General features: G+C 64.6%; 24 protein-coding genes. 14 read left to right on the top strand and 10 right to left on the bottom strand.

Annotation, left to right across the window (positions count from 1 at the left end; genetic code table 11):
- Positions 1-69: 69 nt before the first annotated feature.
- Entirely contained in the window at positions 70-1,344 is a 1,275-nt protein-coding gene (gene eno / locus KUW17_RS01250) for a phosphopyruvate hydratase (protein WP_222475328.1), read from the bottom strand.
- A 173-nt stretch (positions 1,345-1,517) separates the two neighbouring features.
- Positions 1,518-2,411: a DMT family transporter gene (locus KUW17_RS01245; protein ID WP_222475327.1), complete on the bottom strand. Its 894-nt coding sequence runs from the start codon at positions 2,409-2,411 to the stop codon at positions 1,518-1,520.
- A gap of 259 nt (positions 2,412-2,670) precedes the next feature.
- Here KUW17_RS01245 and KUW17_RS01240 point away from each other — a divergent pair, with 259 nt between their 5' ends.
- Positions 2,671-3,234, top strand: coding sequence for a hypothetical protein (locus KUW17_RS01240; protein ID WP_222475326.1), 564 nt, complete (start codon positions 2,671-2,673; stop codon positions 3,232-3,234).
- A gap of 22 nt (positions 3,235-3,256) precedes the next feature.
- Here the strand turns inward: KUW17_RS01240 and KUW17_RS01235 are convergent, their stop codons facing one another.
- Positions 3,257-3,670, bottom strand: a complete 414-nt coding sequence (locus tag KUW17_RS01235; RefSeq protein WP_222475325.1) for a Fur family transcriptional regulator — start codon at positions 3,668-3,670, stop codon at positions 3,257-3,259.
- A gap of 350 nt (positions 3,671-4,020) precedes the next feature.
- Here KUW17_RS01235 and KUW17_RS01230 point away from each other — a divergent pair, with 350 nt between their 5' ends.
- Entirely contained in the window at positions 4,021-5,340 is a 1,320-nt protein-coding gene (locus KUW17_RS01230; protein ID WP_315899376.1) for a DEAD/DEAH box helicase, read from the top strand.
- Between the two features lie 233 nt (positions 5,341-5,573).
- Here KUW17_RS01230 and KUW17_RS01225 read toward each other — a convergent pair whose 3' ends face one another.
- A complete protein-coding gene (locus tag KUW17_RS01225) occupies positions 5,574-6,278 on the bottom strand; it encodes an endonuclease/exonuclease/phosphatase family protein (RefSeq protein WP_222475323.1) in 705 nt (234 codons plus the stop codon).
- A 153-nt stretch (positions 6,279-6,431) separates the two neighbouring features.
- Positions 6,432-7,850 carry a protein adenylyltransferase SelO gene (locus KUW17_RS01220; protein WP_222475321.1) on the bottom strand — a complete coding sequence of 473 codons (1,419 nt, stop codon included), beginning with the start codon at positions 7,848-7,850 and terminating at the stop codon, positions 6,432-6,434.
- A 57-nt stretch (positions 7,851-7,907) separates the two neighbouring features.
- Here KUW17_RS01220 and KUW17_RS01215 point away from each other — a divergent pair, with 57 nt between their 5' ends.
- Entirely contained in the window at positions 7,908-8,327 is a 420-nt protein-coding gene (locus KUW17_RS01215; protein ID WP_222475319.1) for a cupin domain-containing protein, read from the top strand.
- A gap of 42 nt (positions 8,328-8,369) precedes the next feature.
- The gene (locus KUW17_RS01210) at positions 8,370-9,272 is read left to right on the top strand and encodes a fatty acid desaturase (protein WP_222475317.1); all 903 of its coding nucleotides are present in this window, start codon (positions 8,370-8,372) and stop codon (positions 9,270-9,272) included.
- Between the two features lie 79 nt (positions 9,273-9,351).
- Here the strand turns inward: KUW17_RS01210 and KUW17_RS01205 are convergent, their stop codons facing one another.
- On the bottom strand, positions 9,352-10,461 hold the full coding sequence (locus KUW17_RS01205) for an anhydro-N-acetylmuramic acid kinase (protein ID WP_222475314.1): 1,110 nt from the start codon (positions 10,459-10,461) through the stop codon (positions 9,352-9,354).
- A gap of 143 nt (positions 10,462-10,604) precedes the next feature.
- On the opposite strand from KUW17_RS01205, the gene tyrS reads away from it, so the two are divergent.
- Complete coding sequence (tyrS, locus tag KUW17_RS01200) at positions 10,605-11,861, top strand: tyrosine--tRNA ligase (protein WP_222475312.1); 1,257 nt, start codon at positions 10,605-10,607, stop codon at positions 11,859-11,861.
- A gap of 298 nt (positions 11,862-12,159) precedes the next feature.
- Here tyrS and KUW17_RS01195 read toward each other — a convergent pair whose 3' ends face one another.
- Positions 12,160-12,297, bottom strand: a complete 138-nt coding sequence (locus KUW17_RS01195) for a hypothetical protein (RefSeq protein ID WP_222475311.1) — start codon at positions 12,295-12,297, stop codon at positions 12,160-12,162.
- Between the two features lie 46 nt (positions 12,298-12,343).
- On the opposite strand from KUW17_RS01195, the gene KUW17_RS01190 reads away from it, so the two are divergent.
- From KUW17_RS01190 to KUW17_RS01180, 3 genes are all read left to right on the top strand, one after another.
- Positions 12,344-13,261, top strand: a complete 918-nt coding sequence (locus KUW17_RS01190; RefSeq protein ID WP_222475310.1) for a GNAT family N-acetyltransferase — start codon at positions 12,344-12,346, stop codon at positions 13,259-13,261.
- Positions 13,262-13,349: 88 nt separating this feature from the next.
- The gene (locus KUW17_RS01185; protein WP_222475309.1) at positions 13,350-14,105 is read left to right on the top strand and encodes an SDR family NAD(P)-dependent oxidoreductase; all 756 of its coding nucleotides are present in this window, start codon (positions 13,350-13,352) and stop codon (positions 14,103-14,105) included.
- Positions 14,106-14,443: 338 nt separating this feature from the next.
- Positions 14,444-15,001, top strand: coding sequence for a sugar O-acetyltransferase (locus tag KUW17_RS01180; protein ID WP_222475308.1), 558 nt, complete (start codon positions 14,444-14,446; stop codon positions 14,999-15,001).
- A 134-nt stretch (positions 15,002-15,135) separates the two neighbouring features.
- Here KUW17_RS01180 and KUW17_RS01175 read toward each other — a convergent pair whose 3' ends face one another.
- The 3 genes from KUW17_RS01175 to KUW17_RS01165 form a co-directional block, all read right to left on the bottom strand.
- Positions 15,136-16,944, bottom strand: a complete 1,809-nt coding sequence (locus KUW17_RS01175; RefSeq protein WP_261396910.1) for an ABC-F family ATP-binding cassette domain-containing protein — start codon at positions 16,942-16,944, stop codon at positions 15,136-15,138.
- Between the two features lie 69 nt (positions 16,945-17,013).
- A complete protein-coding gene (locus KUW17_RS01170; RefSeq protein ID WP_222475307.1) occupies positions 17,014-17,754 on the bottom strand; it encodes a GNAT family N-acetyltransferase in 741 nt (246 codons plus the stop codon).
- A 64-nt stretch (positions 17,755-17,818) separates the two neighbouring features.
- The gene (locus KUW17_RS01165; protein WP_222475306.1) at positions 17,819-18,292 is read right to left on the bottom strand and encodes an outer membrane protein assembly factor BamE; all 474 of its coding nucleotides are present in this window, start codon (positions 18,290-18,292) and stop codon (positions 17,819-17,821) included.
- A gap of 100 nt (positions 18,293-18,392) precedes the next feature.
- Between KUW17_RS01165 and KUW17_RS01160 the strand changes: the two genes are divergently transcribed.
- From KUW17_RS01160 to KUW17_RS23255, 6 genes are all read left to right on the top strand, one after another.
- Positions 18,393-18,929 (top strand): YceD family protein, encoded by a 537-nt coding sequence (locus KUW17_RS01160; protein WP_222475305.1) that lies wholly within the window; start codon positions 18,393-18,395, stop codon positions 18,927-18,929.
- Between the two features lie 225 nt (positions 18,930-19,154).
- Positions 19,155-19,361, top strand: coding sequence for a 50S ribosomal protein L32 (rpmF, locus tag KUW17_RS01155; RefSeq protein ID WP_008558107.1), 207 nt, complete (start codon positions 19,155-19,157; stop codon positions 19,359-19,361).
- Positions 19,362-19,398: 37 nt separating this feature from the next.
- Entirely contained in the window at positions 19,399-20,511 is a 1,113-nt protein-coding gene (gene plsX, locus KUW17_RS01150; protein ID WP_222475304.1) for a phosphate acyltransferase PlsX, read from the top strand.
- 17 nt (positions 20,512-20,528) lie between these two features.
- Entirely contained in the window at positions 20,529-21,500 is a 972-nt protein-coding gene (locus KUW17_RS01145; protein ID WP_222475302.1) for a beta-ketoacyl-ACP synthase III, read from the top strand.
- A gap of 101 nt (positions 21,501-21,601) precedes the next feature.
- The gene (ihfA, locus tag KUW17_RS01140; RefSeq protein ID WP_008207184.1) at positions 21,602-21,904 is read left to right on the top strand and encodes an integration host factor subunit alpha; all 303 of its coding nucleotides are present in this window, start codon (positions 21,602-21,604) and stop codon (positions 21,902-21,904) included.
- A gap of 18 nt (positions 21,905-21,922) precedes the next feature.
- The gene (locus tag KUW17_RS23255; protein ID WP_261396909.1) at positions 21,923-23,461 is read left to right on the top strand and encodes a MerR family transcriptional regulator; all 1,539 of its coding nucleotides are present in this window, start codon (positions 21,923-21,925) and stop codon (positions 23,459-23,461) included.
- Positions 23,462-23,522 lie beyond the last annotated feature (61 nt).

Below are 23,522 nucleotides of genomic sequence, written 5' to 3'. Positions count from 1 at the left end.
AGGTAAAAGCCCCGCCAGTCAGGCGAGGCTTTCCGACAGTTTTTCCCGTCAATCTTTTGGCCTGCGGCCTTACTTCAGGATCGAACGGCCCGCGTATTCGGCCACTTCACCCAGCGCTTCCTCGATCCGGATCAGCTGGTTGTATTTCGCAAGCCGGTCCGAGCGCGCCAGCGAGCCGGTCTTGATCTGGCCGCAGTTGGTGGCAACCGCCAGGTCGGCAATGGTGGCATCCTCGGTCTCACCCGAGCGGTGCGACATCACGTTGGTGTAGCGCGCGCGGTGGGCCATATCGACCGCCTTCAGGGTCTCGGTCAGGGAGCCGATCTGGTTCACCTTCACCAGCATCGAGTTCGCCACACCGCGTTCGATGCCCTCAGCCAGACGCGCCGGGTTGGTCACAAACAGATCGTCGCCCACCAGTTGAACAGAGTTGCCGATCTTGTCGGTCAGCAGCTTCCAGCCGTCCCAGTCATCTTCCGACATGCCGTCTTCGATGGAGATGATCGGATAGTCATTGACCAGCGCCGCCAGGTAGTCGGCGTTTTCCTCGGAGGTCAGGGACTTGCCCTCGCCCGCCAGGACATATTTGCCGTCCTTGTAGTACTCGGTCGCGGCGCAATCGAGTGCCAGGTAAATCTCTTCACCGGGCTTGTAGCCTGCTTTCTCGATCGATTTTAGGATGAAGTCCAGCGCCTCGCGGGAGGAACCGATGTTGGGGGCAAAGCCGCCCTCATCGCCGATCCCGGTGGAAAGGCCAGCCGCGGACAGCTCTTTCTTCAGGGTGTGGAACACTTCGGAGCCCATGCGCACTGCTTCGCGGATGTTATCCGCGGCCACCGGCATGATCATGAATTCCTGAATGTCGATCGGGTTGTCGGCATGCTCGCCGCCGTTGATGATGTTCATCATCGGCACCGGCAGAACCCGGGCCGAAGTGCCGCCGATATAGCGGTAGAGCGGCTGGGTGGTGAAATCGGCGGCTGCCTTGGCCACCGCCATCGACACGCCCAGAATGGCGTTGGCGCCCAGGCGGCCCTTGTTCTCGGTGCCGTCCAGCTCGATCATCGCCTGATCGACCGCGACCTGCTCGGTCGCATCAAAGCCCACCAGCTCCTCGGCAATCTCGCCGTTCACCGCGGCAACCGCTTCCAGCACGCCCTTGCCCATGTAACGGGACTTGTCGCCGTCGCGCTTCTCCACCGCCTCATAGGCGCCGGTCGAGGCGCCGGAGGGCACGGCAGCACGGCCCATGGTGCCGTCTTCCAGGATCACGTCGACCTCAACCGTCGGGTTACCCCGGCTGTCGAGGATTTCACGGGCGTGAATGTCGATAATGGTGCTCATCTGTCCATCCTTGGTTGGGCCTGAAAGCGGCGCGTTTTGCTGCCAGCGTCATACCAGCCGCGGCGGAAATGTAAACCGTCATCGTTATCGCTAACACACCTAAAACCGGCAGGTTAGGGCTAACAAGACGCTGTTTGCGCCAACAGGTCAGAGGATTTCCGCCAGGCGGGACGTCAGGCCGCAGCCGCTGCCGCCCGGCGCGCCCGCCGCGCCAACCGTTGCTCGCGCACAAAGGTGTATAGCCCCGACCCGATAATCAGCGCAGCCCCCGTCAGCGTCAGCGTATCTGGACGCTCGCCAAAGACCAGCACGCCCGCCAGGATCGAGAACAGCAGCCGGGTATAGCGGAACGGCGTCACCGCCGAGGCATCCCCCACCCGCATCGCGGTGACGATGCCGTAATACCCCAGCACCCCGAACAGCACCCCGCCTGCCATCATCAGGTACTCATTCTGCTCCATCACCTGCGCCTCGCCAGGGGTAAAGGCCAGCAGCAGCAGGCCCGCGGGAACAACCGCCAGAAACGCCTGGAAGCTGACAACGGTAGAGGGCACCGCGCTGTCCATCACCCGCGTCATCAGATCCCGTGTGGCCACCCCCAGAACCGCAATTACCACCAGAAGCGCGGCAGGCTCAAAACTGTCCAGCCCCGGCCGGATGATCAGCAGCACACCGGCAAAGCCGACGCAGATCGCCAGCCAGCGCCGCCAGCCGACTTGTTCCCCCAGAAACAGCGCAGCACCCATGGTGATCACCAGTGGCGTCGCCTGAAACACGGCTGCCACAACCGAGATGTCGACCAGCGCCAGCGCCGAGGCAAAGCCCATTGCCGACACCGCTTCTGTCCCCGCGCGCAGAACGGGGCGCAGCCGCCAGGACCGCGGTGCAAACAGATTGTGCCCCTGCATCTTGGCCATCACTGCAAAGACCAGCCCGCTGCCAATGCCAAGGCAGATCAGGATCTGCCCGACGGGCAAGGTACCGGACAGCTGCTTGATGAACATGTCTTCAAGCGTGAAGGCCGCCATTGAGGCGATGACCAGCAGAATGCCGTGCAGGTTGTTCATGTTCGCGCGTCCCGTACTACAGACCGGCAGCACGCCGGGCCATCCGGGCAAAAAACATCAGTGCCCCGGTGCGGGCAACTCCGTTTCCGACCCCCTGCCATGACAAGTCGTTACGGTGACCATCAAGACTTCTGATATATGTTAAGGAATGGCGGCTCCCGGTTACAGCCGCGGCATCCCGGCAGTGCCCCGGGTTTTCGCCGCATCTCACCGCATTTTGCACCGCTTTCCGTTTCCATATCCAGCAGGAGACACCCAGATGCCAGACTTCGACCCGCTGAATTCACTAATCAAAACCGCCAAGGACGCCGAGAAAGCGATCGACGAGTTGGGCAAGTCCGCTGTGGATGAAGTCAAGGCGGCCATTCATGATGCCAACAAGGCGGAAAACAAGAACTATCCCATCGCCTATGAGCACATGAAACGCTCCATTGATGGCAAGGGGAACATCAGCCACGGGGTGAAATCAAAAATCTCGCAGGCCATCCTGAACAGCGCGGAACTGCGCCAGATTGCGGCCAAGCACAAGAAGCCGGTCAAGCTGAAGAACGCGACGATCTTCTTCGTCAAGAACCGCGACCTGGCCAGAACCCTGTATCAGGCGTCCCTTTCCGGCAATCTGACCCCCAAGGGCAAGACGTTCGAATTCGACGGGACGGTGAATGATGTCTATGATTTCCGCTGGGACTGGCTGCCCAAGAAGAAAACCGTCAGAGGGTTCAAGCTGCGCTACGCAGGCAATGCCGCCTATCTGGCGCAGCAAATGAAACTGATGAAGTCCTACAAGATCACGGTGCAGATCAAAGGCGAAGCCAAGCTGTAGCCCCGCTTTTTTTGCGGCGGGTTCAGACCTTTTTGGCTGGCACCCCATAAAGTTCCAGCCTATGCCCGCGCAGCTCATAGCCCAACTTGCGGGCGATCCGCTCCTGCAGTTCTTCAATCTCCGGGTCGCAGAACTCGATCACCTCGCCGGTGTTCATGTCGATCAGGTGGTCGTGATGCTCGCGCTCGGCATCCTCATAGCGCGCGCGCCCGTCTCCGAACTCCAGCCGCTCCAGAATGCCCGCCTCCTCGAACAGCTTCACGGTGCGGTAGACGGTGGCAATCGAAATCCCGGCATCCTTCGCGCTGGCGCGGGCATAGAGCTCCTCGACATCCGGGTGATCATCGCTGTCCTGCAGCACCTGGGCGATCACCCGGCGCTGGCCGGTCATGCGCAGCCCCTTGGCTTCGCAGCGGGCGATAATCGTTCTTTGCATCTCTTCCTCGCGGTTTTCTGGCCTTCCTCTTTAACGGATGCATTCTGTGGCGAAAACAGGCTTTTCACGCGTATCAAAGGTTGACAAACGGCTTATCCACAGCCATTTGGCGCCCAGGCATCCCTCCCTGCCGCGTGAGCAGAGGCCATAGACCGGACGCGCACCCTGCGCACAACCAATGATCCGGGGTCTAGTGATATGCCGCCATTCCCAAGATCACGCGTGGGGATTGCAGAGGCCAGCGGCCTGGCATCCGGCCAGCGCGCGCCCGAGGTCCCTGCCCCGCATGAACCCGCTGCCGTGCAGCGGACCCGGCCCGTGCAGACCGCAGGGCCGTGAAAGGACGATACGTGACTGAATTTTCGACCATGGGGCTGCCAGAGAAGCTCCTCGCCCGGCTCAAGGACATGGGTCTGAACGACCCCACCCCGATCCAGGCGCGCGCCATTCCCCATGCCCTCAACGGCAAGGACGTGCTGGGCCTGGCGCAGACCGGCACCGGCAAGACCGCCGCCTTCGGCGTGCCGCTAGTGGCGCGGATGCTGGAATACGGCCGCAAGCCCGCCGCGATGACTGTGCGCGGCCTGGTGCTGGCGCCGACCCGCGAGCTGGCCAACCAGATCGCCGATACCCTCAAGGGCCTTACCGAAGGCACCCCGATGAAAGTCGGCCTGGTGGTCGGCGGTGTCTCCATCAACCCGCAAATCGCCCGCATCGCCAAGGGCACCGACATCCTGGTTGCCACCCCGGGCCGCCTCATTGACATCCTCGACCGCGGCGCGCTGGACCTCGGCTCCTGCGACTTCCTGGTTCTGGATGAAGCCGACCAGATGCTGGACCTGGGCTTCATCCATACGCTGCGCAAGATCGCGGCGCTGATCCCGGCGGAACGCCAGACCATGCTGTTCTCGGCCACCATGCCCAAGCAGATGAACGAGATCGCCAACTCCTACCTGCAAAGCCCGGTCCGGATCGAGGTATCGCCTCCGGGCAAGGCCGCCGATAAGATCACCCAGTCGGTGCATTTCATCGCCAAGGCCGCCAAGCTGGACCTGCTCAAGGAATTGCTGGACCAGCACAAGGATGAGCGCACGCTGGTGTTCGGTCGCACCAAATGGGGCATGGAAAAGCTGATGAAGACGCTGGACAAGGCGGGCTTCTCGGCCGCCGCGATCCACGGCAACAAGAGCCAGGGCCAGCGCGAGCGTGCCCTCGCGGCCTTCAAGGAAGGCGAAATCAAGGTGCTGGTCGCCACTGACGTGGCGGCCCGCGGCCTGGATATCCCGGACGTGAAATACGTCTACAACTACGAGCTGCCGAATGTGCCCGACGCTTATGTCCACCGCATCGGCCGCACCGCGCGTGCGGGCAAGGACGGCCAGGCCGTCGCCTTCTGCGCCCCGGATGAGATGGACGATCTGAAGGCGATCCAAAAGGTGATGAAGCTCTCCATCCCCGTCGCCTCCGGCCGCCCCTGGGAAGCGATGCCCGATCCGGCAGCCCCCGCAGGCAAACCGGGCGGCCGTCCCGGCGGCGGGCGCCGCGGCGGCAAGCCTGGCGGCCAGCGCCGCCGTGGCGGCGGCAGCGCTGGCAACAGCAGCCAGGGCAAACCCCAGGGCGGCAAGCCCGGCAACGCCCAGCGCCGCGGCCAGAAGCAGCGCGCACGCTAACTCTGCCCCGTGCTGCTCCGGGTCAAGGACGGCAAAGCCGCAGCGCGCCAGCGCTGTTCATCCTTGACGCGGATCAGCACAATTTACACTCGAATTGGCGCCTTAGGGCACACCTGCCCTTAGGCGCCTCTCAGCAAAAAAATTCCGCGCTGCGCAGCAGCGCCCTGCCCAAGCCCGCCAAGGGGCCTCTGGCGCAGCCTGAAGCCCCTTCGGGCGCGGGAGATCTCAGCCCTTTAGACCGCCCGCAAATCCGCCCAGACCGGCAGATGGTCGGAGGCGATATGCGCAGGCCGCCCCCCATGCACCCCGTGCGCCACCGCCTTCAGCCGGTTGCAATGGGCAATCCGGTCCAGCGCCCCGAGGGGCCGCAGCGCCGGAAAGCTGGGCCGCGGCGGCAGAAAGGTCAGCGCCGGGGCGATATGCTCCAGCACCGGTGTGCGCGACCATTCATTGAAATCCCCCGCCAGCACCACCGCCGCGTCATCGCGCTTGGCGGCCCGCGCCAGCGCATGCATTTGTTCGCGCCGTGCCCGCCCTGTCAGCCCCAGGTGGGCGCCGATCACCCGCACCGGGCCGAGCGCGGTTTCCAGCTCCACCCAGACCGCGCCGCGCGGCTCCAGCCCCGGCAGCGCGATATGGCCCTTGGCCCGCAGCTGCACCCCGTTGCGGTACAGCACCGCGTTGCCATGCCAGCCCAGCGACCCCGCGCCGCCCAGGTCCGCCGCCCGCCAGCCGGTCTCCTCGACCAGGAAATGCGGCAGCGCGGCCGGGCGCGGCGGCAGCCGCTTGTCGGCTTCCTGCAGCACGGCCACATCCGCCTTCAGCCCGGCCAGCACCTGCAAAATGCGCTCCGGCCGCCGGCGCAGGTCCAGGCCGACGCATTTCTGGATGTTGTAGGTGGCAATCCGCAGCGAGTCCGGTGGGGGTGTCTTTGGCATCTGCTTGTCCCGGGTCCTGCCGCAAGTGTGGCCAGATCACAGCTTGAGCACAACCGGCAACACGCCGCAGGCTGCGAATGGGCGGGCCGCCTGCCTCCTCTTGAGCCAGTGGCTCCAGTCACCCTTGAGGATATCCTGGGCCGAATAACAGGATCAGGTGCCGCAGAAGGTCGCCTGCACCACTTCCTCCGGCAGCGGCGGGCGCTGCAGATCGCTGTGCTCTGGCTGCTCCTCGTACGGGGTGGCCAGCACCGCGCTCAGCCGGTGGAACAGCGCATAGTCGCCGGCCACCGCGCCTGCGATCATCTCTTCGATCCGGTGGTTGCGCGGAATAAAGGCCGGGTTCGCCGCGCGCATCACCGTTACGGGATCGGGCTCTCCCTCCAGCCGCGCCTGCCAATCCTGCTCCCAGGTGTCAAAAGCCGCCGGATCGGTGAACTGGTCGCGCGCCGAGCCACCGGCAAGGGCGCGGAAGGTGTTGGTGAAATCGCTTTGGTTCTCCGCCATCCGGCCCAGCAGTGCGGTGATCAGCTCCAGATCGCCGTCCCGCTCCGTGGTGATCCCCAGCTTGGCCCGGAAGCGCCGCAGCCAGGCCGACTCGGTCAGCGCGGGCATCGCATGCACGATCTCCGTCGCCTGCTCGACCCCGGCCTGCGGGTCGTCCATCTGCTGGATCAGCGCGGTCGCCAGCTGCGCCAGGTTCCAGACCGCAATTGCGGGCTGGTTGGCATAGGCATAGCGCCGCCCCCGGTCGATCGAGGAAAACACCGTATGCGGGTGATAAACATCCATGAAGGCGCACGGGCCATAATCGATGGTCTCGCCGGAGATCGCAGAGTTGTCGGTGTTCATCACGCCGTGGATGAAGCCCACCGCCATCCAGGCGGCAATCAGCTCCGACTGCGCATCGCGCACCGCGCTGAGCAGCCCCATCGGCCCGTCCGCATCCGGATAATGGCGCGCAATGGCGTATGCTGTCAGCCGCTGCAGGCTCTCCTTGTCGCCGCGTGCGGCAAACACCTGGAAGGTCCCCACCCGCAGATGGCTCGCCGCCACCCGGGTCAGCACCGCACCGGGCAGACCGCCCTCGCGCCAGACGGTCTCGCCGGTCTCCACCGCCGCCAGCGCCCGGGTGGTCGGGATGCCTAAGCTGTGCATCGCCTCGCTCACCACATATTCGCGCAAGACTGGCCCCAGCCAGGCCCGCCCATCGCCGTTCCGCGAATAGGGCGTGCGGCCGGAGCCCTTCAGCTGGATATCCCGGCGCTTGCCGTCCGTGCCCACCGTCTCCCCCAGCAGGATCGCGCGCCCGTCGCCCAGCTGCGGATTGTACGTGCCGAACTGATGCCCGGAATAAAGCTGCGCCAGCGGATCAGCCCCCTCAGGCACCTGATTGCCGCCGAACACCTCTGCCATCTCTCCGGCCTCACCGGGCGTGATCCCCATGATCCGCGCCAGGTCCTCGTTGAACGCCGCCAGCCGCGGCGCCTTCACCGCCTGCGGCGACAGTTTGGAGTAGAACTGCCCCGGCAGGGCGGCATAGGTGTTGTCAAAGGGGATCGTGAGTGTCATGGCCCAAACATATGACTGGGACACAGATTTACCAGCACCAATGCGGAGGAAGCAGCAATGGACGCGGACCGGATCATCGAGCACCTGGGCCTGCAGCAGCACCCGGAGGGCGGCTGGTACAAGGAAACCTGGCGCGCGGAGAATGAGGGCCGCCCCACAGGCACCTGTATTTACTTCCTTTTGAAAGCCGGCGAGGCCAGCCACTGGCACCGTGTGGATGCCGCCGAGATCTGGCTCTACCATGCCGGCGCGCCGCTAGTGCTGTCGCTGGCGGCCACCGGTGAAGGCCCGGCGCAGGACCATCTGCTGACCCCGGACCTGGCCAAAGGCGCGCCGCAGCTGATCGTACCACAGGGCCACTGGCAAGCCGCCCGCAGCACCGGGGACTACACGCTGGTCAGTTGCACGGTGTCGCCGGGGTTCGAGTTTGAGGGGTTTGAACTGGCTGCTCCAGGCTTCGACATCCCGCGCGGCTGACCGGCCCCTTGCGGCGAATCGGCGGGCGGCCAAGACTGCCCTATGCCTGCCGCACTGGATCACACAGCCCTGATCAAATCGCTGCCGCCAGAGGCAAAGGCCGCCTTGACGGCCCGTTCCGATGCGGCGGGCCTGCGGCATCTGGCCCTGTATCTCGCCGCCCTCGCCGCCTGCACCGCGGGTATCGCTCTGCAAATACCCCTCTGGCCGCTGCTGATGCTGCCGCAAGGCATACTGCTGGTCTTTCTCTTCACCCTCAGCCACGAATGCACGCACCAGACACCCTTCCGCAGCAAATGGCTGAATGAGGTCTTGGGCCATTCCTGCGCCCTTGCCATCGCGCTGCCCTTCGTCTGGTTCCGCTATTTCCACCTGGCGCATCACAAATACACCAATGACCCCAAGCGCGACCCGGAGCTGGAACACGGCGGGCGTCCAGCGACCCTGCCGCAGTGGCTCAGATACCTGAGCGGCTGGGGCTACTGGCGCGGCATGGGCGGAACCCTCTGGCGCAACGCCTTCGGCACCATCAGCGCGCCATACCTGCCCGAACGGCGCCACGCTGATATGCGGCTGGAGGCGCGGCTGCTGCTGGCCCTCTACGCTGCCGCGCTGGTGAGCCTCATAGCGTCACCGCTGATCCTGTGGCTGTGGATCGTGCCGCTCTTGATCGGGCAGCCTTTCCTGCGCGCCTACCTGCTGGCAGAGCACGGTCTCTGCCCATCTGTCGCCAACATGCTGGAAAATTCCCGCACCACATTCACCAACCGGATTGTGCGCTTTCTGGCCTGGAACATGCCCTATCACGCCGAGCATCACGCCTTTCCAAATGTGCCCTTCCACCAGTTGCCTGCTTTCCATGCAATCACTCAGGACCATTTAATATCGACGTCAAATGGATACGGCGAGTTCACTGCAGACTATGTAAGGGAACTGGCCCGCTGAACGGACCGCCGTCCGCATAAATTTCTTCGAAGAAATTTGGCAAGAAACTTCGAAGTTTCTTGGCTGCCAAGTCTCAGGCTCATACCCCCGGCACGCTGACCACGCCGCCGCCCACACAGGCGCTCACCCCGGTGGTGCCAGGCGCCGACGTCGGCATCCCGCGCGCCACCCGCACCGCCAGGTGGGCAAAGGCCTGCGCCTCCAGCATGTCGCCGTCCAGGCCGACGTCCTCCACCGGTTTCACCAAGCAGTCGAGCGACACCCGCAGCATCTCCATCAGCACCGGGTTATGCCGCCCGCCGCCGGTCACCAGCACCACCTCCGGCGGCTCCGGGCAATGCTCCATGCCCTGCGCCACGGCGGCCGCGCACATGGCTATCAGGGTTGCCGCCGCATCAGCATCATTCAGCTCGTTCACCAACCCGACCATCTCGGCAAAATCGTTCCTGTCCAGCGACTTGGGCGGCATTCTTGAAAAATAGGGCTCGGCCAGGAACAACTCCAGCGCGCCGGTTTCCACGGTGCCGGAACGCGCCACCTTGCCATCCGCATCCCAGGGAATGCCCAGCCGCTTCTGCACCAGATCATTGACCGGCGCATTGGCGGGACCGGTGTCAAAGGCCAGAAGCGCGCCCGGCTCCTCCGGCCTGTCGAACCGCGGGTCCACATAGGTAAGGTTGCCGACCCCGCCCAGGTTCAGGAAGCACAAGGGCCGTTCGGCGCCGATGTATTTGGCGCAGGCAAAGTGAAAGAACGGCGCCAGCGGCGCGCCCTCGCCGCCCATCGCCACATCGTCGCTGCGGAAGTCCCAGACGACCGGCTTGCCCAGGTGTTCGGCCAGCGCCGCGCCGTCGCCCACCTGCAGGGTTCCCTGCAGCCGCGGCGCATGGGCCAGGGTCTGGCCGTGAAAGCCGATGATCTCCACATCCCGGAACTCCGCCAGCGCCGCCGCATGGGCCGCGTCGCAGACCGCTGCCGCGGCATCTACCTCCGGCCCCGTCCATTTGCCCAGGCCCGCGCGCAGCACGCTGCGCTCCTCCGAGGAATACTCGCGGTAACTGCTCTCGCCGAACCCGTGAATGCGCGCGCCGTCGGTCACCACCACCGCCGCATCCACCCCGTCTAGCGACGTGCCGCTCATCGCGCCCAGCGCCCTGACCGCACCCGTTTTTGCAATGGCCTTGCTCATCGCCCCTGCCCCTTCCAGAGAACCGGGCCGTCCCGCCCGTTTGCGCGCCACAATACAGCGCATATTTTGCCGGGAAAACAGGTTCCAACCGGCGCCAATGCGATTTATAGGGCATGGTGCAAAACCATAGACCGAGGCATGTTATGACCTACACACCGAAATCGGATTTCGTCGCAGTCATGATGGAACGCGGGTTCCTCGCGGACTGCACCGATTATCAGGGCCTGGACGAAGCCCTGCTGCAAGGTGTGCGCCCGGCCTATATCGGCTTTGACGCGACGGCAAATTCGCTGCACGTCGGCTCGCTGATCCAGATCATGATGCTGCGCTGGTTCCAGAAGACCGGCCACCAGCCGATCACCCTGATGGGCGGCGGCACCACCAAGGTGGGCGACCCCTCCTTCCGCGCCGACGAACGGCCGCTGCTGACCGAGGCGCAGATCGACGACAATATTGCGGGCATCAAGAAGGTGTTCTCCGCCTACATCGACTATGAAACCGACGCGCCGAACAAGGCGCTGATGCTGAACAACGCCGAATGGCTGGACGGGCTGAACTACCTGGAATTCCTGCGCGACATCGGCCGCCATTTCTCGGTGAACCGGATGCTGTCGTTCGAAAGCGTGAAATCCCGCCTCGACCGCGAGCAGTCGCTCAGCTTCCTCGAATTCAACTACATGATCCTGCAGGCCTACGACTTCATGGAGCTGAACCGCCGCTACGGCTGCATCCTGCAGATGGGCGGCTCCGACCAGTGGGGCAATATCGTCAACGGCATCGACCTCACCCGCCGGGTGATCGACAATGAGGTCTACGGCCTCACTTCGCCGCTCTTGACCACCTCTGACGGCAAGAAAATGGGCAAGACCGCCGAAGGCGCGATCTGGCTCAACGCCGACATGCGCTCCCCGTATGAGTTCTGGCAGTTCTGGCGCAACACAACGGATGCCGACGTCGGCCGCTTCCTCAAGCTCTACACCGAACTGCCGGTGGAGGAATGCGAGCGTATCGGTGCCCTGCAAGGCTCCGAGATAAACGAGGGCAAGGTGATCCTCGCCAATGAGGTGACCACCCTGCTGCACGGCGCCGAGGCAGCCGCCACCGCAGAAGCCACCGCCCGCGAGGTGTTCGAAAAGGGCGGTGTGGGCGATGACCTGCCCACCCTGTCGCTCACGCCTGCCGATCTGGGCGACGGCATCTCGATCGTGCAGCTGATCGTGAAATCCGGTCTCGCCAAATCCGGCAAGGACGCCAAGCGGCTGATCTCCGAGAATGGCGCCAAGATCGACGACCAGCCGCTGACCGATGCAGGCCTGATGATCGACGCAGGCGCGCTGTCCTCGCCGATCAAGCTGAGCGCCGGCAAGAAACGCCACGCGCTGGTCAAGCTGGACGGTTAAGTTCTTTGGCATAAGCCGGAAAAAGGGAGGCTTTGCGCTCCCTTTTTTGTTGCCCGCAAATGCTCCCGCCCCTTCCAGCCCCGTCAAAGACGGGTCCTCACGGTTGGGCCGGGCGCCGCTGCGCGGCGCGCCAGCGGTTTCAATCAAAGGCCCAGTCAGGCCAGCCCCGGGTCAAGGGCCGGCCATGCGACCGTGCGCAGCGCGGTTTATCCTTGAGGCAGGGGTTGGCCGGGATACACTTGTAAAGGCGCTTATGGGCAGACCTGACCTTAAACGCCTCTCAGCAAATCATCCTGCCTCAAAGAAACAGCGCCTCCACCAGTGTCAGCACCAGAAACACCGGCACCGACAGACCGATGGCGATCAGCAGCGCCGCCGCCTTGGTCATCCGCGGGGCGGCGGCCGTATGCCCCATGATCTGTTTTGCTTTCTTCATATGTGAAATTAACCATGATTTAGGTTTCCAGCGCGTTAATGGAGACATGTTCGACAGCGCCCCTGATCCCGAATTGCCCGCAACAGCAACCAGCTGCCCCCGGCCCCGCGCCCTGCAGCAATCGCCGGAGTTTGCCCGAGCGCTGATGGCCTGCGGTCAGGACCCGCTGATGCTGGGGGATACGCTGGTTCTGCGCCGCCGCTTCCCCGGCGGGCTGCGGCTGGCGATGGTGAATCGGGCGGATCTGGCTGATCCCGCCCCGCTGCTGGCCGCCCTGCGCGAGAACGGCTTCGCCCGCACACCGCTGATCCTGTCGCCGGAGACCCCCGCCCTGCATCTCTCCCGCCTCGGCGCAGTGCCGCTGGTCACGCCCGCTCATGCAGCGATATGGGACCTCAGCGGCGACTTGGACCAGCGCCGCGCCGCGCTGCACCAGAAATGGCGCAACCGGCTGAAGCACGGCGCGGCGCAGAACCTCCGCCTCACCCGCCAGAACCTGCCGCATGACGTGCGCCACTGGCTGTTCCAGGCCGACGCAAAACAGCAAACACTGCGCGGCTATCGCAGCTGGCCCATCGACCTCACACTCGCCTATGCGCGCGAGAACAAAGGGCACGCGAAACTCTTCCAGGCGTTTGAGGGCAAGGAAGCGGTCGCCGCCATCCTGATCCTCTCCCATGGCAGCGGCGCTACCTATCACATCGCCCACACCACCGCCCGCGGCAAACAGCTCAGCGCTCATACCCTGCTGCTGTGGGAGGCCGCCAATTGGCTCGCCGCCAAGAGCATCTGCCGCCTCGACCTCGGCCTCATCAATACCGAGGACGCCGCGGGCCTTGCCCGCTTCAAACTCGGCACTGGCGCCCATCTGCACCGCCTGGGCGGCACCTGGGGCCTGTGGCCGCCGCTCGGCAGCATCTTACGCCCGCTAGCACGTCTCGACCGCCGCCTGATGGGCGCCTGAACATCCGCGACGCCCCGTCCCGCTGGACAGGCGCCCGGCCTCTCCATTATATGAACACATGTTCAGATAACCGGGAGGAGCCCCGCTCATGAAACTTGCAGACACCGCAGCCGTCATCACCGGCGGCGCTTCGGGCCTGGGTGAGGCCACCGCGCGCTATTTTGCCGAACAAGGCGCCCAGGTCACCATCCTCGACCGCGACGCAGAGCGCGGCGCTCAGGTGGCAGATGAAATCGGCGGCCACTTTGCCCAGACCGACGTGACCAGCGAGGAGTCGGTTTCAGCCGCCATCGCCCATGCGGCAGAAAAGATGGGCAAGATCACCGCTTGCGTGAACTGCGCAGGCATCGCCATCGGCGCCAAGACCGTGGGCAAGGAGGGCGCGCATCCGCTGGATGCCTACAAGCGCACCATCGACATCAATCTGGTCGGCACCTTCAACGTGGCCCGCCTGGCCGCTGTCGAGATTGCCAAGAACACCCCCGATGCGGACAACGCCCGCGGCGTGATTATCAACACCGCCTCGATTGCCGCCTTTGACGGGCAAAAGGGCCAGGCCGCCTATGCCGCCTCCAAGGGCGGGGTTGCCGGCATGTGCCTGCCGATGGCGCGCGATCTCGCGTCTTCCGGCATCCGGGTGATGACCATCGCACCCGGCATCTTCATGACCCCGATGCTGGCCGGCCTGCCGGAAGAGGTGCAGCAGCAGTTGGCCGCCGACGTCCCCAACCCCGCCCGCCTGGGCGACCCGCGCGAATACGGCCGCCTCGCCGGCTTCATCGTCGAGATGGGTTACCTGAACGGCGAAGTGATCCGCATCGACGGCGCCCTGCGCATGCGCTGACCTCTGTTGCTGGTTACGGGTCAAGGAGTGAGCAAGCTACCTGGAAACGCTCTGTGGGAGCGTTTCGCTTGCGAACGGGCGGAGCCCCAAGCCGCCGTGCGCAGCGTAGCTCACCCTTGACGCGCAACCAGCCGCTAACGCACTCGATTGGGCGACTTGAGGGGCACACCTGCTCCTCAAGCGCTTCTCTGCAAATCCTTCGACGCTGCGCAAGCAGCGCCCGGCCCAAGGCCGCACAAAGATGCCTTGGCGCAGCCAGGGCATCTGCGGGCGCGGGAGCCCTCCGCCAATTGACAAGCCGCCGCGCCCGGTGTCCTCTCCCCGGCAAGGAGACACCGATGACCAAAACCGAACGGCAGAAGATGCAGGCCGGCGACTGGTACTGTTGCCTGGACAGCGAACTCTCGGCGTTGCGCCATCAAGCCCGGGTTGCGGTGCATCAGCACAATACAGCGCCCCCTGATCCGGCGGAGCACCTCAGCCCAGCCTTGGCAGCGCTCTTTGCTGCCCACGGTGAAAACTGCCTGATCGAGGCGCCCTTCCACTGCGCCTACGGCATCAACATCCGCCTGGGCCGCAACGTCTACATGAACGCAGGCTGCACAATTCTGGACACCGCCCCCGTCACCATCGGCGATGGCACCATGCTGGGGCCGAATGTGCAGATCTACTGCGCCCAGCACCACAAGGACAGGGCGTTGCGGGCCCAGGGGCTGGAGATCGCCTATCCCGTCACCCTCGGTGCAGACGTCTGGATCGGCGGCGGTGCCATCCTGCTGCCCGGTGTCACCATCGGTGATGGCGCAATTGTAGGAGCGGGCGCAGTGGTGACCAAGGACGTCGCCGCAGGAAAAACCGTCACCGGCAACCCTGCTGCACCGGTAGCGAAACGGTAAAGCCGGCGTCCGCCCGCTTTATATCCGCTTCATCTTTCTTGATGAATTCCAAAGTTTTACGGCAGCCTCTTTGACCAAATGTTTCGCGCGCGAAACATTTGGTCAGGCACGCTGACCTGCCTCAGGAAGCCGCCTTATCCCCCGGCTTTTTCCTCCAGCTCCAGCCATTCCTCTTCGGCGGCGGCCAGTTTTTCCTGCCGCTCCACCAGCGCCTCGGTGGCCTTCTTGAACTTGACCGGCTCGCGGGTGAACAGTTCCGGATCGCTCATCAGCTCCTGCAGCTTGCCGATCTCCGCCTCCAGCCGCTCGATCTCCGCAGGCAGCGCTTCCAGCCGGTGCTTTTCCTTGAAGCTCAGGCCGTCCTTGGGCTGGCTTTCCTGTTTCGGCTTGGGCTTTGCAGGCTTCACCTTTTCCGCCTTTTCCACTGCCTCCAGCGGCCCGCGCTGCGCGATGTAGTCGCTCCACCCGCCGGCATAAGCCGTGGCCCGCCCGTTGCCTTCCATCGCGATGGTCGTGGTCGCCACCCGGTCCAGGAAATCCCGGTCGTGGCTGACCAGCAGCACAGTGCCGTCATAATTGTCCAGCAGCTCCTGCAGCAGGTCCAGCGTCTCGACATCCAGATCGTTGGTCGGTTCATCCAAGACCAGCAGGTTCGAGGACCGCGCCATCAGCCGCGCCAGCAAGAGCCGCGCCTTTTCGCCGCCCGACAGCGACCGAACCGGCGCCCGCGCCTGACGTTCGTCGAACAGGAATTCCTTCAGGTAGCCCACCACATGCTTGGGCTGGCCGCGCACCATCACCTGATCGGCCTTCCCGGAAATCCCCAACAGCGGATCCGCGGTCAGATTCTCCCACAGGGTCGAATCGCCATCCAGCTGGTCGCGGGTCTGGTCGAACAGCGCGATTTCCAGGTTGGTGCCCAGCTGCACAGAACCCGCATCCGGGTCTTCCATGCCCAGAAGCATCTTCAACAGCGTGGTTTTCCCCGCGCCATTAGGGCCGACAAAGGCCACCCGGTCGCCGCGCTGCACCTTCAGCGAGAAATCCCTGACAATCTCCTTGCCGCCGAACGCCTTGCTCAGCCCCTCGGCCTCGATCACCTTGCGGCCCGACTTGGGGCCTGCCTCCAGCGCCATCTCGGCAGCACCCTGGCGCTTGATCTGGCCCGCGCGTTCCGCCTTCAGGTCCTGCAGCGCCCGCACCCGGCCCATGTTGCGCTTGCGCCGGGCCGATATGCCCTCCACCGCCCAGCGGCTTTCCGACTTGATCAGCCGGTTCAGCTTGTGGCGCTGCATGTCCTCGTCTTCCCAGACCTTGTCGCGCCAGGCCTCGAAATGCTCGAATCCCTTCTCCTGACGGCGCACCTCGCCGCGGTCGACCCACAGCGTCGCGCGGGTCAATGCCCGCAGGAACGCCCGGTCGTGCGAAATCAGCACAAAAGCCGCGCGGGTGGCCTGCAGCTCATTCTCCAGCCAGGTGATCGCCTCGATATCCAGGTGGTTGGTGGGCTCGTCCAGCAGCATCAGGTCCGGTGCTTCGGCCATCAGTTTGGCCAGCGCCGCGCGGCGGCGCTCCCCGCCGGAGGCGGTTTCCACCGGGCGTGCCGGGTCGAACTTCAGACCCTCGCCTGCACGTTCCACCTTGTACATCTCACCGGGGTCCAGTTCGCTGGCGGCAAAATCGCCCAGCGTCGCAAACCCCTCCATCTTCGGGTCCTGCTCCATGTAGCCGACGGATTTGCCCGGCGGCACCACGATGTCGCCCTGATCGGCTTCAACAATCCCCGCCATCACCTTCATCAGCGTGGATTTTCCAGAGCCGTTTCGGCCCACCAGCGCCACCCGGTCGCCGGGCTGCACCACCAGATCGAGGTTCGAAAAAACCGGATCGCCCCCGAATGTGAGGGAAATGCCGGACATCTGCAAAAGAGGAATACGTGCCATGCCAGCCAGCTACCCCGGCGGCAAAATCGCGTCAACGCTCCGCTTTCATCTTTCCAAAAATACTCAAAATCACCCGGCAACCGCCCGCAGCAGCCGTTTGCGGGATTCCGGGATTGCTCCGGTTTCCAGACCGGTGAACACATGCAGCGTGTTCATCTGCCGGTCCACCACCGCATGGTCGCTGACCCAGCCGCCCATCGCCAGATAGGTCCGCAACAGCGGCGGCATCACCTGCAGCGCTTTCTTCGTATCCGCCTCCTGCGGCAGCTCCGCCGCATAGCGGACCACCTCAGGCGCCTTCTCCTCCGGCAGCCATTGCACCGGAGCAAGATGCCGCTGCCGCAGCAGCGCAAATGCGTCGAGGTAAGGCGCAGCGGAGGTGCCTGCGAAGGACGAGCAGCCGATCAGCATCTGCACCCCCTGCCCGTCAACCAGGCCCGTCATTGTGCCCCAGGCCAGCCGCAGAATGTCCGGGTCGCGCCATTCAGGATGGATGCAAAAGCGGCCCAGCTCTGCCATCCGGCCCGCAAAGGCCTGCAACGCAGTCAGGTCATAGAATTGCGCCGCATAGCTGCGCGCCAGCTCTGCACCGCTCGCCAGCATCAGCAGCCGGAAACAGCAGACCAGCGCACCGCCGGCCTGCTCCTCCACCAGCACATGGCTGCAAATAGGGTCAAAAGCATCGCCGTCAGGGCTCGCGGTTTGAAAGCAAAAGGACCGCAGCGCCTGCGCCGCAGCCAGATCCGCTGCCCCCGCCGCCAGACGGGCGCGGTAGCGCCCCTTGCTCAGCAAAATCACAGGTTCCGCCACCGCGGCCTCCCCGTTTCGGGCTCAGCCATTAGCACAGTCACTGCGGCAAGCCTGTGAAACCGGCCTATTCGTTGTCCAGGAACTGACCCGGGTTGAAGGTGCCCAGGTTGCCCAGCAGCTGGCGCAGGAAGGTGTTGTCCTGCACCCCGGAACTGGTCACCCGGCGTTCCAGCGGCACTGCCTTGCCGTCTTCCAGGCTGTAGCGCTCAATCCCCTGCACCACCCCGGCCGCGTCAAAGCTGATCGCAACCAGATCGCGTGCCACCGGCTTGGGCGCTGCCGCGCCATAGTGGCGGAAGCGGGTGGCCACATAGTAATAGCCGCTCTCGTTCAGCACACCGGTCGAGGTCGGGATGCCAATGCTTTCGGCCACCGAATCCCGCGTGTCAACGCCCGGCACCACCTCGGCCAGCTGGTCCGGCGTCGGCACATAACCGTGCTTGCGGTAAACCGGGGCACAGGCCGCAATCGCCAGTACCGCCGCTGCCAGCACCGCGCCGCGCAGCACCCTCTTCGTGTGAAACGTCTTGCCGATCATGACTGCCCCCCAGTCTCCGCTTCGAACTGCGGCTTGAATACGTCTTTGAACCCGATTACCTAATGACCGCTTCCGGTTCAAGAAACGAAAGTTCCCGAATATGTCTGACAGCACCGCCCTGCGGGTCGCGGATCTGCCGCAAAACGCCCCCACCGCCTTTGAAATCACCCCGGACAAGGCAGAGCTGGCCGCGCTGGCCGCGGAACTGGGGGTAAACGCCCTGCGCAAGCTCCGCTTTGCAGGCGAGATCAAGGCCATGGGCAAGAAAGACTGGAAGCTGGCGGGCCGCCTGGGCGCCACAGTGGTGCAGGACTGCGTGGTGACGCTGGAGCCGGTAACCACCCGCATCGAAGAACCAGTGGAGATCACCTATCTGGCCCGGTTCGAGAGCCCGGAAGGCGCCGAGGTGGAAATGCCCGAGGACGACAGCATCGAGCCGCTGGGCACACATATCGACCCGGCGGCGGTGATGGCCGAGGCGCTGGCGCTGCACATTCCCGCCTACCCGCGCAAGGACGGCGCCGAGCTGGGCGAGGCAGTCTATGCCGAGGACGGCGTGCAGCCGATGCGCGACGAGGACACCAAACCCTTTGCCGGCCTGGCTGCGCTGCGCGGCCAGCTGAAAGGTGACGATTGAGCGCAGAATTTTTGCAGCGCAGAAAATCGCCTCTGGCGCCGCCGCCCTGCCTGTCTTAAAAAACAGCTTGCGCCAGCGGAGATTCGCAGTATTTTCGCGCGCTCATCGGAATTTTTGGTTGGACAATGTTTGGGCAGACGCCTAAACGCACGTCAGACTGATCGAACAGAATGCAATCGCGCCGCGGGGCTGCCCCCCAAGGCCCAAACAGACAAAGGTTGAGACATGGCCGTCCAACAGAACAAAGTATCCAAATCGCGCCGCAACAACCGCCGCGCGCACGATGCACTGGTTGCTGCGAACCCGAACGAATGCGGCAACTGCGGCGAGCTGAAGCGCCCGCACCACGTATGCCCGTCCTGCGGCCATTACGACGACAAGGAAATCGTCGCAGCGGCTGACGAGATCGAGATCGACGAGGACGCGGCGTAAGCCACGGACAGGATCCTGATGCCAGGCAGGCTTTCGCATGACGGGTAAACCCGATCAAAATCAGGCAAAAGCCGGCCGTATCATCATTTCTGTTGACGCCATGGGCGGAGACGCCGGCCCCGCAGTTGTGGTGGCCGGCATTGCCATATCTGCGGAAAAGAACCCGGATATCGGGTTCATCCTGCACGGGCCTTCCGAACAGCTGACCTCTCTGGTTGCCAAGAAGCGCGCGCTCAAGGGCCGCGTCGAGTTTCGCGATGCCCGCGACGTGGTGACGATGGAGGACAAGCCGAGCCAGGTGATGCGCAACGGCAAGGGCACCTCGATGTGGTCGGCGCTGGAAGCGGTCAAGAACGGCGAAGCTGCCGGGGCTGTTTCCTGCGGCAATACCGGTGCGCTGATGGCCCTGTCGATGCTGCGCCTGCGCAAGCTGCCCGGCGTCAACCGCCCCGCGATTGCAATCCTCTGGCCCTCGCTGAACCCGCAAGGCTTCAACGTGATGCTGGATGTCGGCGCCGACGTGAAGGCGGACGCCGAGGATCTGCTGCAATACGCCCTGATGGGCACCTCCTACGTGCGCAACTCGATGGACCTCGCCCGCCCGCGGGTGGGCCTCCTGAACGTCGGCACCGAGGAGCACAAAGGCCGCGCCGAGCTGAAAGAGGCCTATGGGCTGATTGCGGAAAATGCGGCGCAGGCGAATTATGAATTTGTCGGCTTCGTCGAAGGCAGCGACATTCCCGGCGATGCGGTCGATGTGATCGTCACCGACGGCTTTACCGGCAATGTGGCGATCAAGACCGGCGAAGGCACTGCGCGGGTGATGCGCACGGCCCTGCGCGAGGCGTTCGAGTACTCGTTCTTGTCGAAGATTGCCGCAGTTCTGGCGATGACCTCGCTCAAGCGGCTGTCCAAGCGCATGGACCCGCGCCGGGTGAACGGCGGCGTGTTCCTGGGCCTCAACGGCACCGTGGTGAAATCCCACGGCGGCGCCGATGCCACCGGCGTTTCCGCCGCGGTCAAGCTGGCTTTCCGCCTGGCCCAGCACGGTTTCGCCGAAAAACTGGCGGCGCGGGTTGCATCTGCAGGCGCCCATACCCAAGATAATACTGCTGCCCGCGAGATGCGGACGGCCACTGAAAAAGACTGATATAGGCAGGCAGACGAATGACGCGACGCGCGGTAGTTGTTGGCACAGGACACTATCTCCCAAAGCGGGTGGTTGAAAACGCGGAATTCGAAGCCACGCTGGATACATCGGACGAATGGATCCGCAGCCGGTCCGGCATCGAACGCCGCCATTTCGCCGCCGAGGGAGAGACCACATCCGACATGGCCGCCAAGGCAGCGACACGCGCTTTGGCGGACGCGGGCCTGACGGCTGATGATGTGGACGCCATTGTCGTTGCCACCTCCACCCCGGACCTCACCTTCCCCTCTGCCGCCACCATGGTGCAGTCCAAACTGGGCATGACCAGGGGCTTTGCCTTTGACGTTCAGGCGGTCTGCGCAGGCTTTGTCTATGCGCTGTCCAATGCCAGCGCGCTGATCGCCTCGGGCCAGGCAAACCGGGTGATGGTGATCGGGGCTGAGACCTTCAGCCGGATCATGGACTGGACCGACCGCTCCACCTGCGTGCTGTTCGGCGACGGCGCCGGCGCGCTGCTGCTCGAGGGCCAGGAGCTGGCGGGCACCAACAAGGACCGCGGAATCCTGTCGACCGACCTCAATTCGGACGGCCGCTACAAAGACCTGCTGTACGTCGACGGCGGCGTTTCGACCCAATCCACCGGCCACCTGCGGATGCAGGGCAACCAGGTGTTCCGCCACGCGGTCGAGAAACTGGCCTCCACCGCCAACACCGCGCTGGACCGCGCCGGCCTGTCTGCAGATGATGTCGACTGGATCGTGCCGCATCAGGCCAATATCCGCATCATCCAGGGCACCGCCAAGAAAATGGGCCTCAGCATGGACAACGTGGTGGTAACCGTGCAGGATCACGGCAATACCTCCGCCGCCTCCATTCCGCTGGCCCTTTCCGTCGGCAAAGAGCGCGGCCAGATCAAAGAAGGCGATCTGATCGTGACCGAGGCCATCGGCGGCGGCTTGGCCTGGGGCGCAGTTGTGCTGCGCTGGTAACCGCGCAGCCCTAATTTCCGCCCGAATTCCCCGGCGCAATTCATTGATATTGACAGGGAAATTCCCAACGCCCTATGCTTTGGCAAACAACGGGGATTGGTATGGGCGAAAAAACACTGACACGAATGGATTTGAGTGAAGCTGTTTTCCGGGAAGTCGGTTTGTCGCGCAACGAAAGCGCGCAGCTGGTGGAAAGCATGCTGCAGCATATGTCGGACGCCCTGGTGCGCGGTGAACAGGTGAAAATCTCCTCGTTCGGGACATTCAGCGTTAGGGACAAATCAGCCCGGGTCGGACGCAACCCGAAGACGGGTGAAGAAGTGCCGATCCAGCCGCGCCGCGTGCTGACCTTCCGGCCCTCCCACCTGATGAAAGACCGCGTGGCAGACGGCAACCGTAAGTAAAACGGGACCAATTGAGCCATGTCGAAATCACCGGACGCCTTCCGCACAATTAGCGAAGTTGCGGATTGGCTGGGCGTGCAGGCGCATGTTCTGCGCTTCTGGGAGAGCAAGTTCACCCAGGTCAAACCTGTGAAGCGCGCCGGCGGGCGGCGCTACTACCGGCCTGCGGATATGCAGCTGCTGGGCGGGATCAGGAAGCTGCTGCACGACGACGGCATGGCAATCAAGGAAGTGCAGGCGCTGCTGCGCGAGCATGGCACCGCCCATGTCGCCGGCCTGTCGCACCCGCTGGACGGCGAGGCTGCGGAAAAACCCGCCCCCGTGCCGCCTGCGGACAAGCTGGGCGATGACTGGCAGGGCTCGCTGGAACTGTCGGCACAGGCCGCGCAGGAGACGCCCGAAGACAGCTCCGAAGACAGCAACGTGCTCGGCTTCCCGCAGCCCGCCGGTGCGGAAGCGCCGCCGCCTGCACCGGCCGCCCCCGCATCCCCGAGGCCCGAGGCCGCCGCCGCCCCGCAAATGCAGATGGATCTGGAGCCCGTCGCTCCGCAAAATGGTGCGCCCGCGGAAGAAGACATCGCAGCTGAAAGCGCAGAAGAGCTGCGCGAGACTGAGGCGGAGCCGGACCCCGGCGCGCCTGTCGCCGCCAGCCTGCAGGACACCCCGGCAATACCGGAAGAGGCCCCCGTTGGAGAGGACGCTTCTGAGCCGACCTCGGAAACTGCGCTGATGGATGACCAGCCGGAGGCCGGAGGCCTCGCCCCTGCCTCAGCGCCGGAGCAGCCCGCTGCCGCAGAGGCTGAGGCGGAGACACAGACCGACGCCGGAACGCTGCCAGAACCGCCGCAGGAACGAGCCACTGCAGATGACAGTTTGGCGGCAGAGCTGGCGCCGGAACCAGAGGCCGCCCCGGCACCGGTTGAAGACATTGCGCCGCTGGCGGATCGGGAGGAGACTGCCGGCGCCGCCCTTGCGGCTGAGGCGGAGTTCGCGGAGGACGACAGCCCTGCCCCCGGCATGGCCCCGGCAGAAGACCCGGCGCCTGATGCAGCCGGCACCGAAGCCGGGGAACTGGAACCTGAACTGCCGGCGGAGCCTGGCCCGGCAGAGGACACGCTGGCCGCCGCCGCGGGCCTGCAGCCCGAGGAGCCGCTGGCCTTCACCTTTGAAGGAGCAGAGCCCGATCCTGAGCCCGAACCCGAGCCAGAGACGCCTTCCGATCCTGCTGCCGCCTTCCCGCCGCATGATCTGGACGAGGCCGCGCGCCGCGTCGACGCGCTGGAGTTCGTCGGCGGCTTCAACGGCGGCGGTGATGAGGCAGAAGACGACGACGGCCAGCCGGAAACAGAAGAGACGGATGGGGCCGAGGATGAACCGGCTGAGCTGGAGCCGCTGAAACCGGCGCCCGCGCAGGAGCAGCCCGCCGCCGCCCCACCCCGGCAGCAGTCCGGCATCCTCACCCTTCTGGCCGCAACCAGCAGCCTGCCGCTGCACGCTGTTGTGGAAATTGCGGCCTGCGCAGAGGAATTGCGGGAGCTGGCGGGCGGCGATTCCTGAACCGGGAACCGGACGGCCCTTGCGGGAAAACGGGGCAATGCCCTCAGCCGTCAGGATTTTT

Origin of the sequence: Leisingera aquaemixtae, assembly GCF_019801145.1 — a bacterium.
Classification (GTDB): domain Bacteria; phylum Pseudomonadota; class Alphaproteobacteria; order Rhodobacterales; family Rhodobacteraceae; genus Leisingera; species Leisingera aquaemixtae_A.
The sequence above is the reverse complement of the archived record's forward strand: the minus strand, read 5'-3'. Positions and strand labels throughout refer to the sequence as shown.

Coding starts and splice junctions, on each gene's coding strand:
- KUW17_RS01245 (WP_222475327.1), bottom strand. CDS start 2,411: ATGAACAACCTGCACGGCATTCTGCTGGTCATCGCCTCAATGGCGGCC.
- KUW17_RS01235 (WP_222475325.1), bottom strand. CDS start 3,670: ATGCAAAGAACGATTATCGCCCGCTGCGAAGCCAAGGGGCTGCGCATG.
- KUW17_RS01220 (WP_222475321.1), bottom strand. CDS start 7,850: ATGACACTCACGATCCCCTTTGACAACACCTATGCCGCCCTGCCGGGG.
- tyrS (WP_222475312.1), top strand. CDS start 10,605: ATGACCTACACACCGAAATCGGATTTCGTCGCAGTCATGATGGAACGC.
- KUW17_RS01185 (WP_222475309.1), top strand. CDS start 13,350: ATGAAACTTGCAGACACCGCAGCCGTCATCACCGGCGGCGCTTCGGGC.
- KUW17_RS01180 (WP_222475308.1), top strand. CDS start 14,444: ATGACCAAAACCGAACGGCAGAAGATGCAGGCCGGCGACTGGTACTGT.
- KUW17_RS01240 (WP_222475326.1), top strand. CDS start 2,671: ATGCCAGACTTCGACCCGCTGAATTCACTAATCAAAACCGCCAAGGAC.
- plsX (WP_222475304.1), top strand. CDS start 19,399: ATGACGGGTAAACCCGATCAAAATCAGGCAAAAGCCGGCCGTATCATC.
- KUW17_RS01190 (WP_222475310.1), top strand. CDS start 12,344: ATGTTCGACAGCGCCCCTGATCCCGAATTGCCCGCAACAGCAACCAGC.
- eno (WP_222475328.1), bottom strand. CDS start 1,344: ATGAGCACCATTATCGACATTCACGCCCGTGAAATCCTCGACAGCCGG.
- KUW17_RS01205 (WP_222475314.1), bottom strand. CDS start 10,461: ATGAGCAAGGCCATTGCAAAAACGGGTGCGGTCAGGGCGCTGGGCGCG.
- KUW17_RS01175 (WP_261396910.1), bottom strand. CDS start 16,944: ATGGCACGTATTCCTCTTTTGCAGATGTCCGGCATTTCCCTCACATTC.
- ihfA (WP_008207184.1), top strand. CDS start 21,602: ATGGGCGAAAAAACACTGACACGAATGGATTTGAGTGAAGCTGTTTTC.
- KUW17_RS23255 (WP_261396909.1), top strand. CDS start 21,923: ATGTCGAAATCACCGGACGCCTTCCGCACAATTAGCGAAGTTGCGGAT.
- KUW17_RS01160 (WP_222475305.1), top strand. CDS start 18,393: ATGTCTGACAGCACCGCCCTGCGGGTCGCGGATCTGCCGCAAAACGCC.
- KUW17_RS01195 (WP_222475311.1), bottom strand. CDS start 12,297: ATGAAGAAAGCAAAACAGATCATGGGGCATACGGCCGCCGCCCCGCGG.
- KUW17_RS01145 (WP_222475302.1), top strand. CDS start 20,529: ATGACGCGACGCGCGGTAGTTGTTGGCACAGGACACTATCTCCCAAAG.
- KUW17_RS01210 (WP_222475317.1), top strand. CDS start 8,370: ATGCCTGCCGCACTGGATCACACAGCCCTGATCAAATCGCTGCCGCCA.
- KUW17_RS01215 (WP_222475319.1), top strand. CDS start 7,908: ATGGACGCGGACCGGATCATCGAGCACCTGGGCCTGCAGCAGCACCCG.
- rpmF (WP_008558107.1), top strand. CDS start 19,155: ATGGCCGTCCAACAGAACAAAGTATCCAAATCGCGCCGCAACAACCGC.
- KUW17_RS01165 (WP_222475306.1), bottom strand. CDS start 18,292: ATGATCGGCAAGACGTTTCACACGAAGAGGGTGCTGCGCGGCGCGGTG.
- KUW17_RS01225 (WP_222475323.1), bottom strand. CDS start 6,278: ATGCCAAAGACACCCCCACCGGACTCGCTGCGGATTGCCACCTACAAC.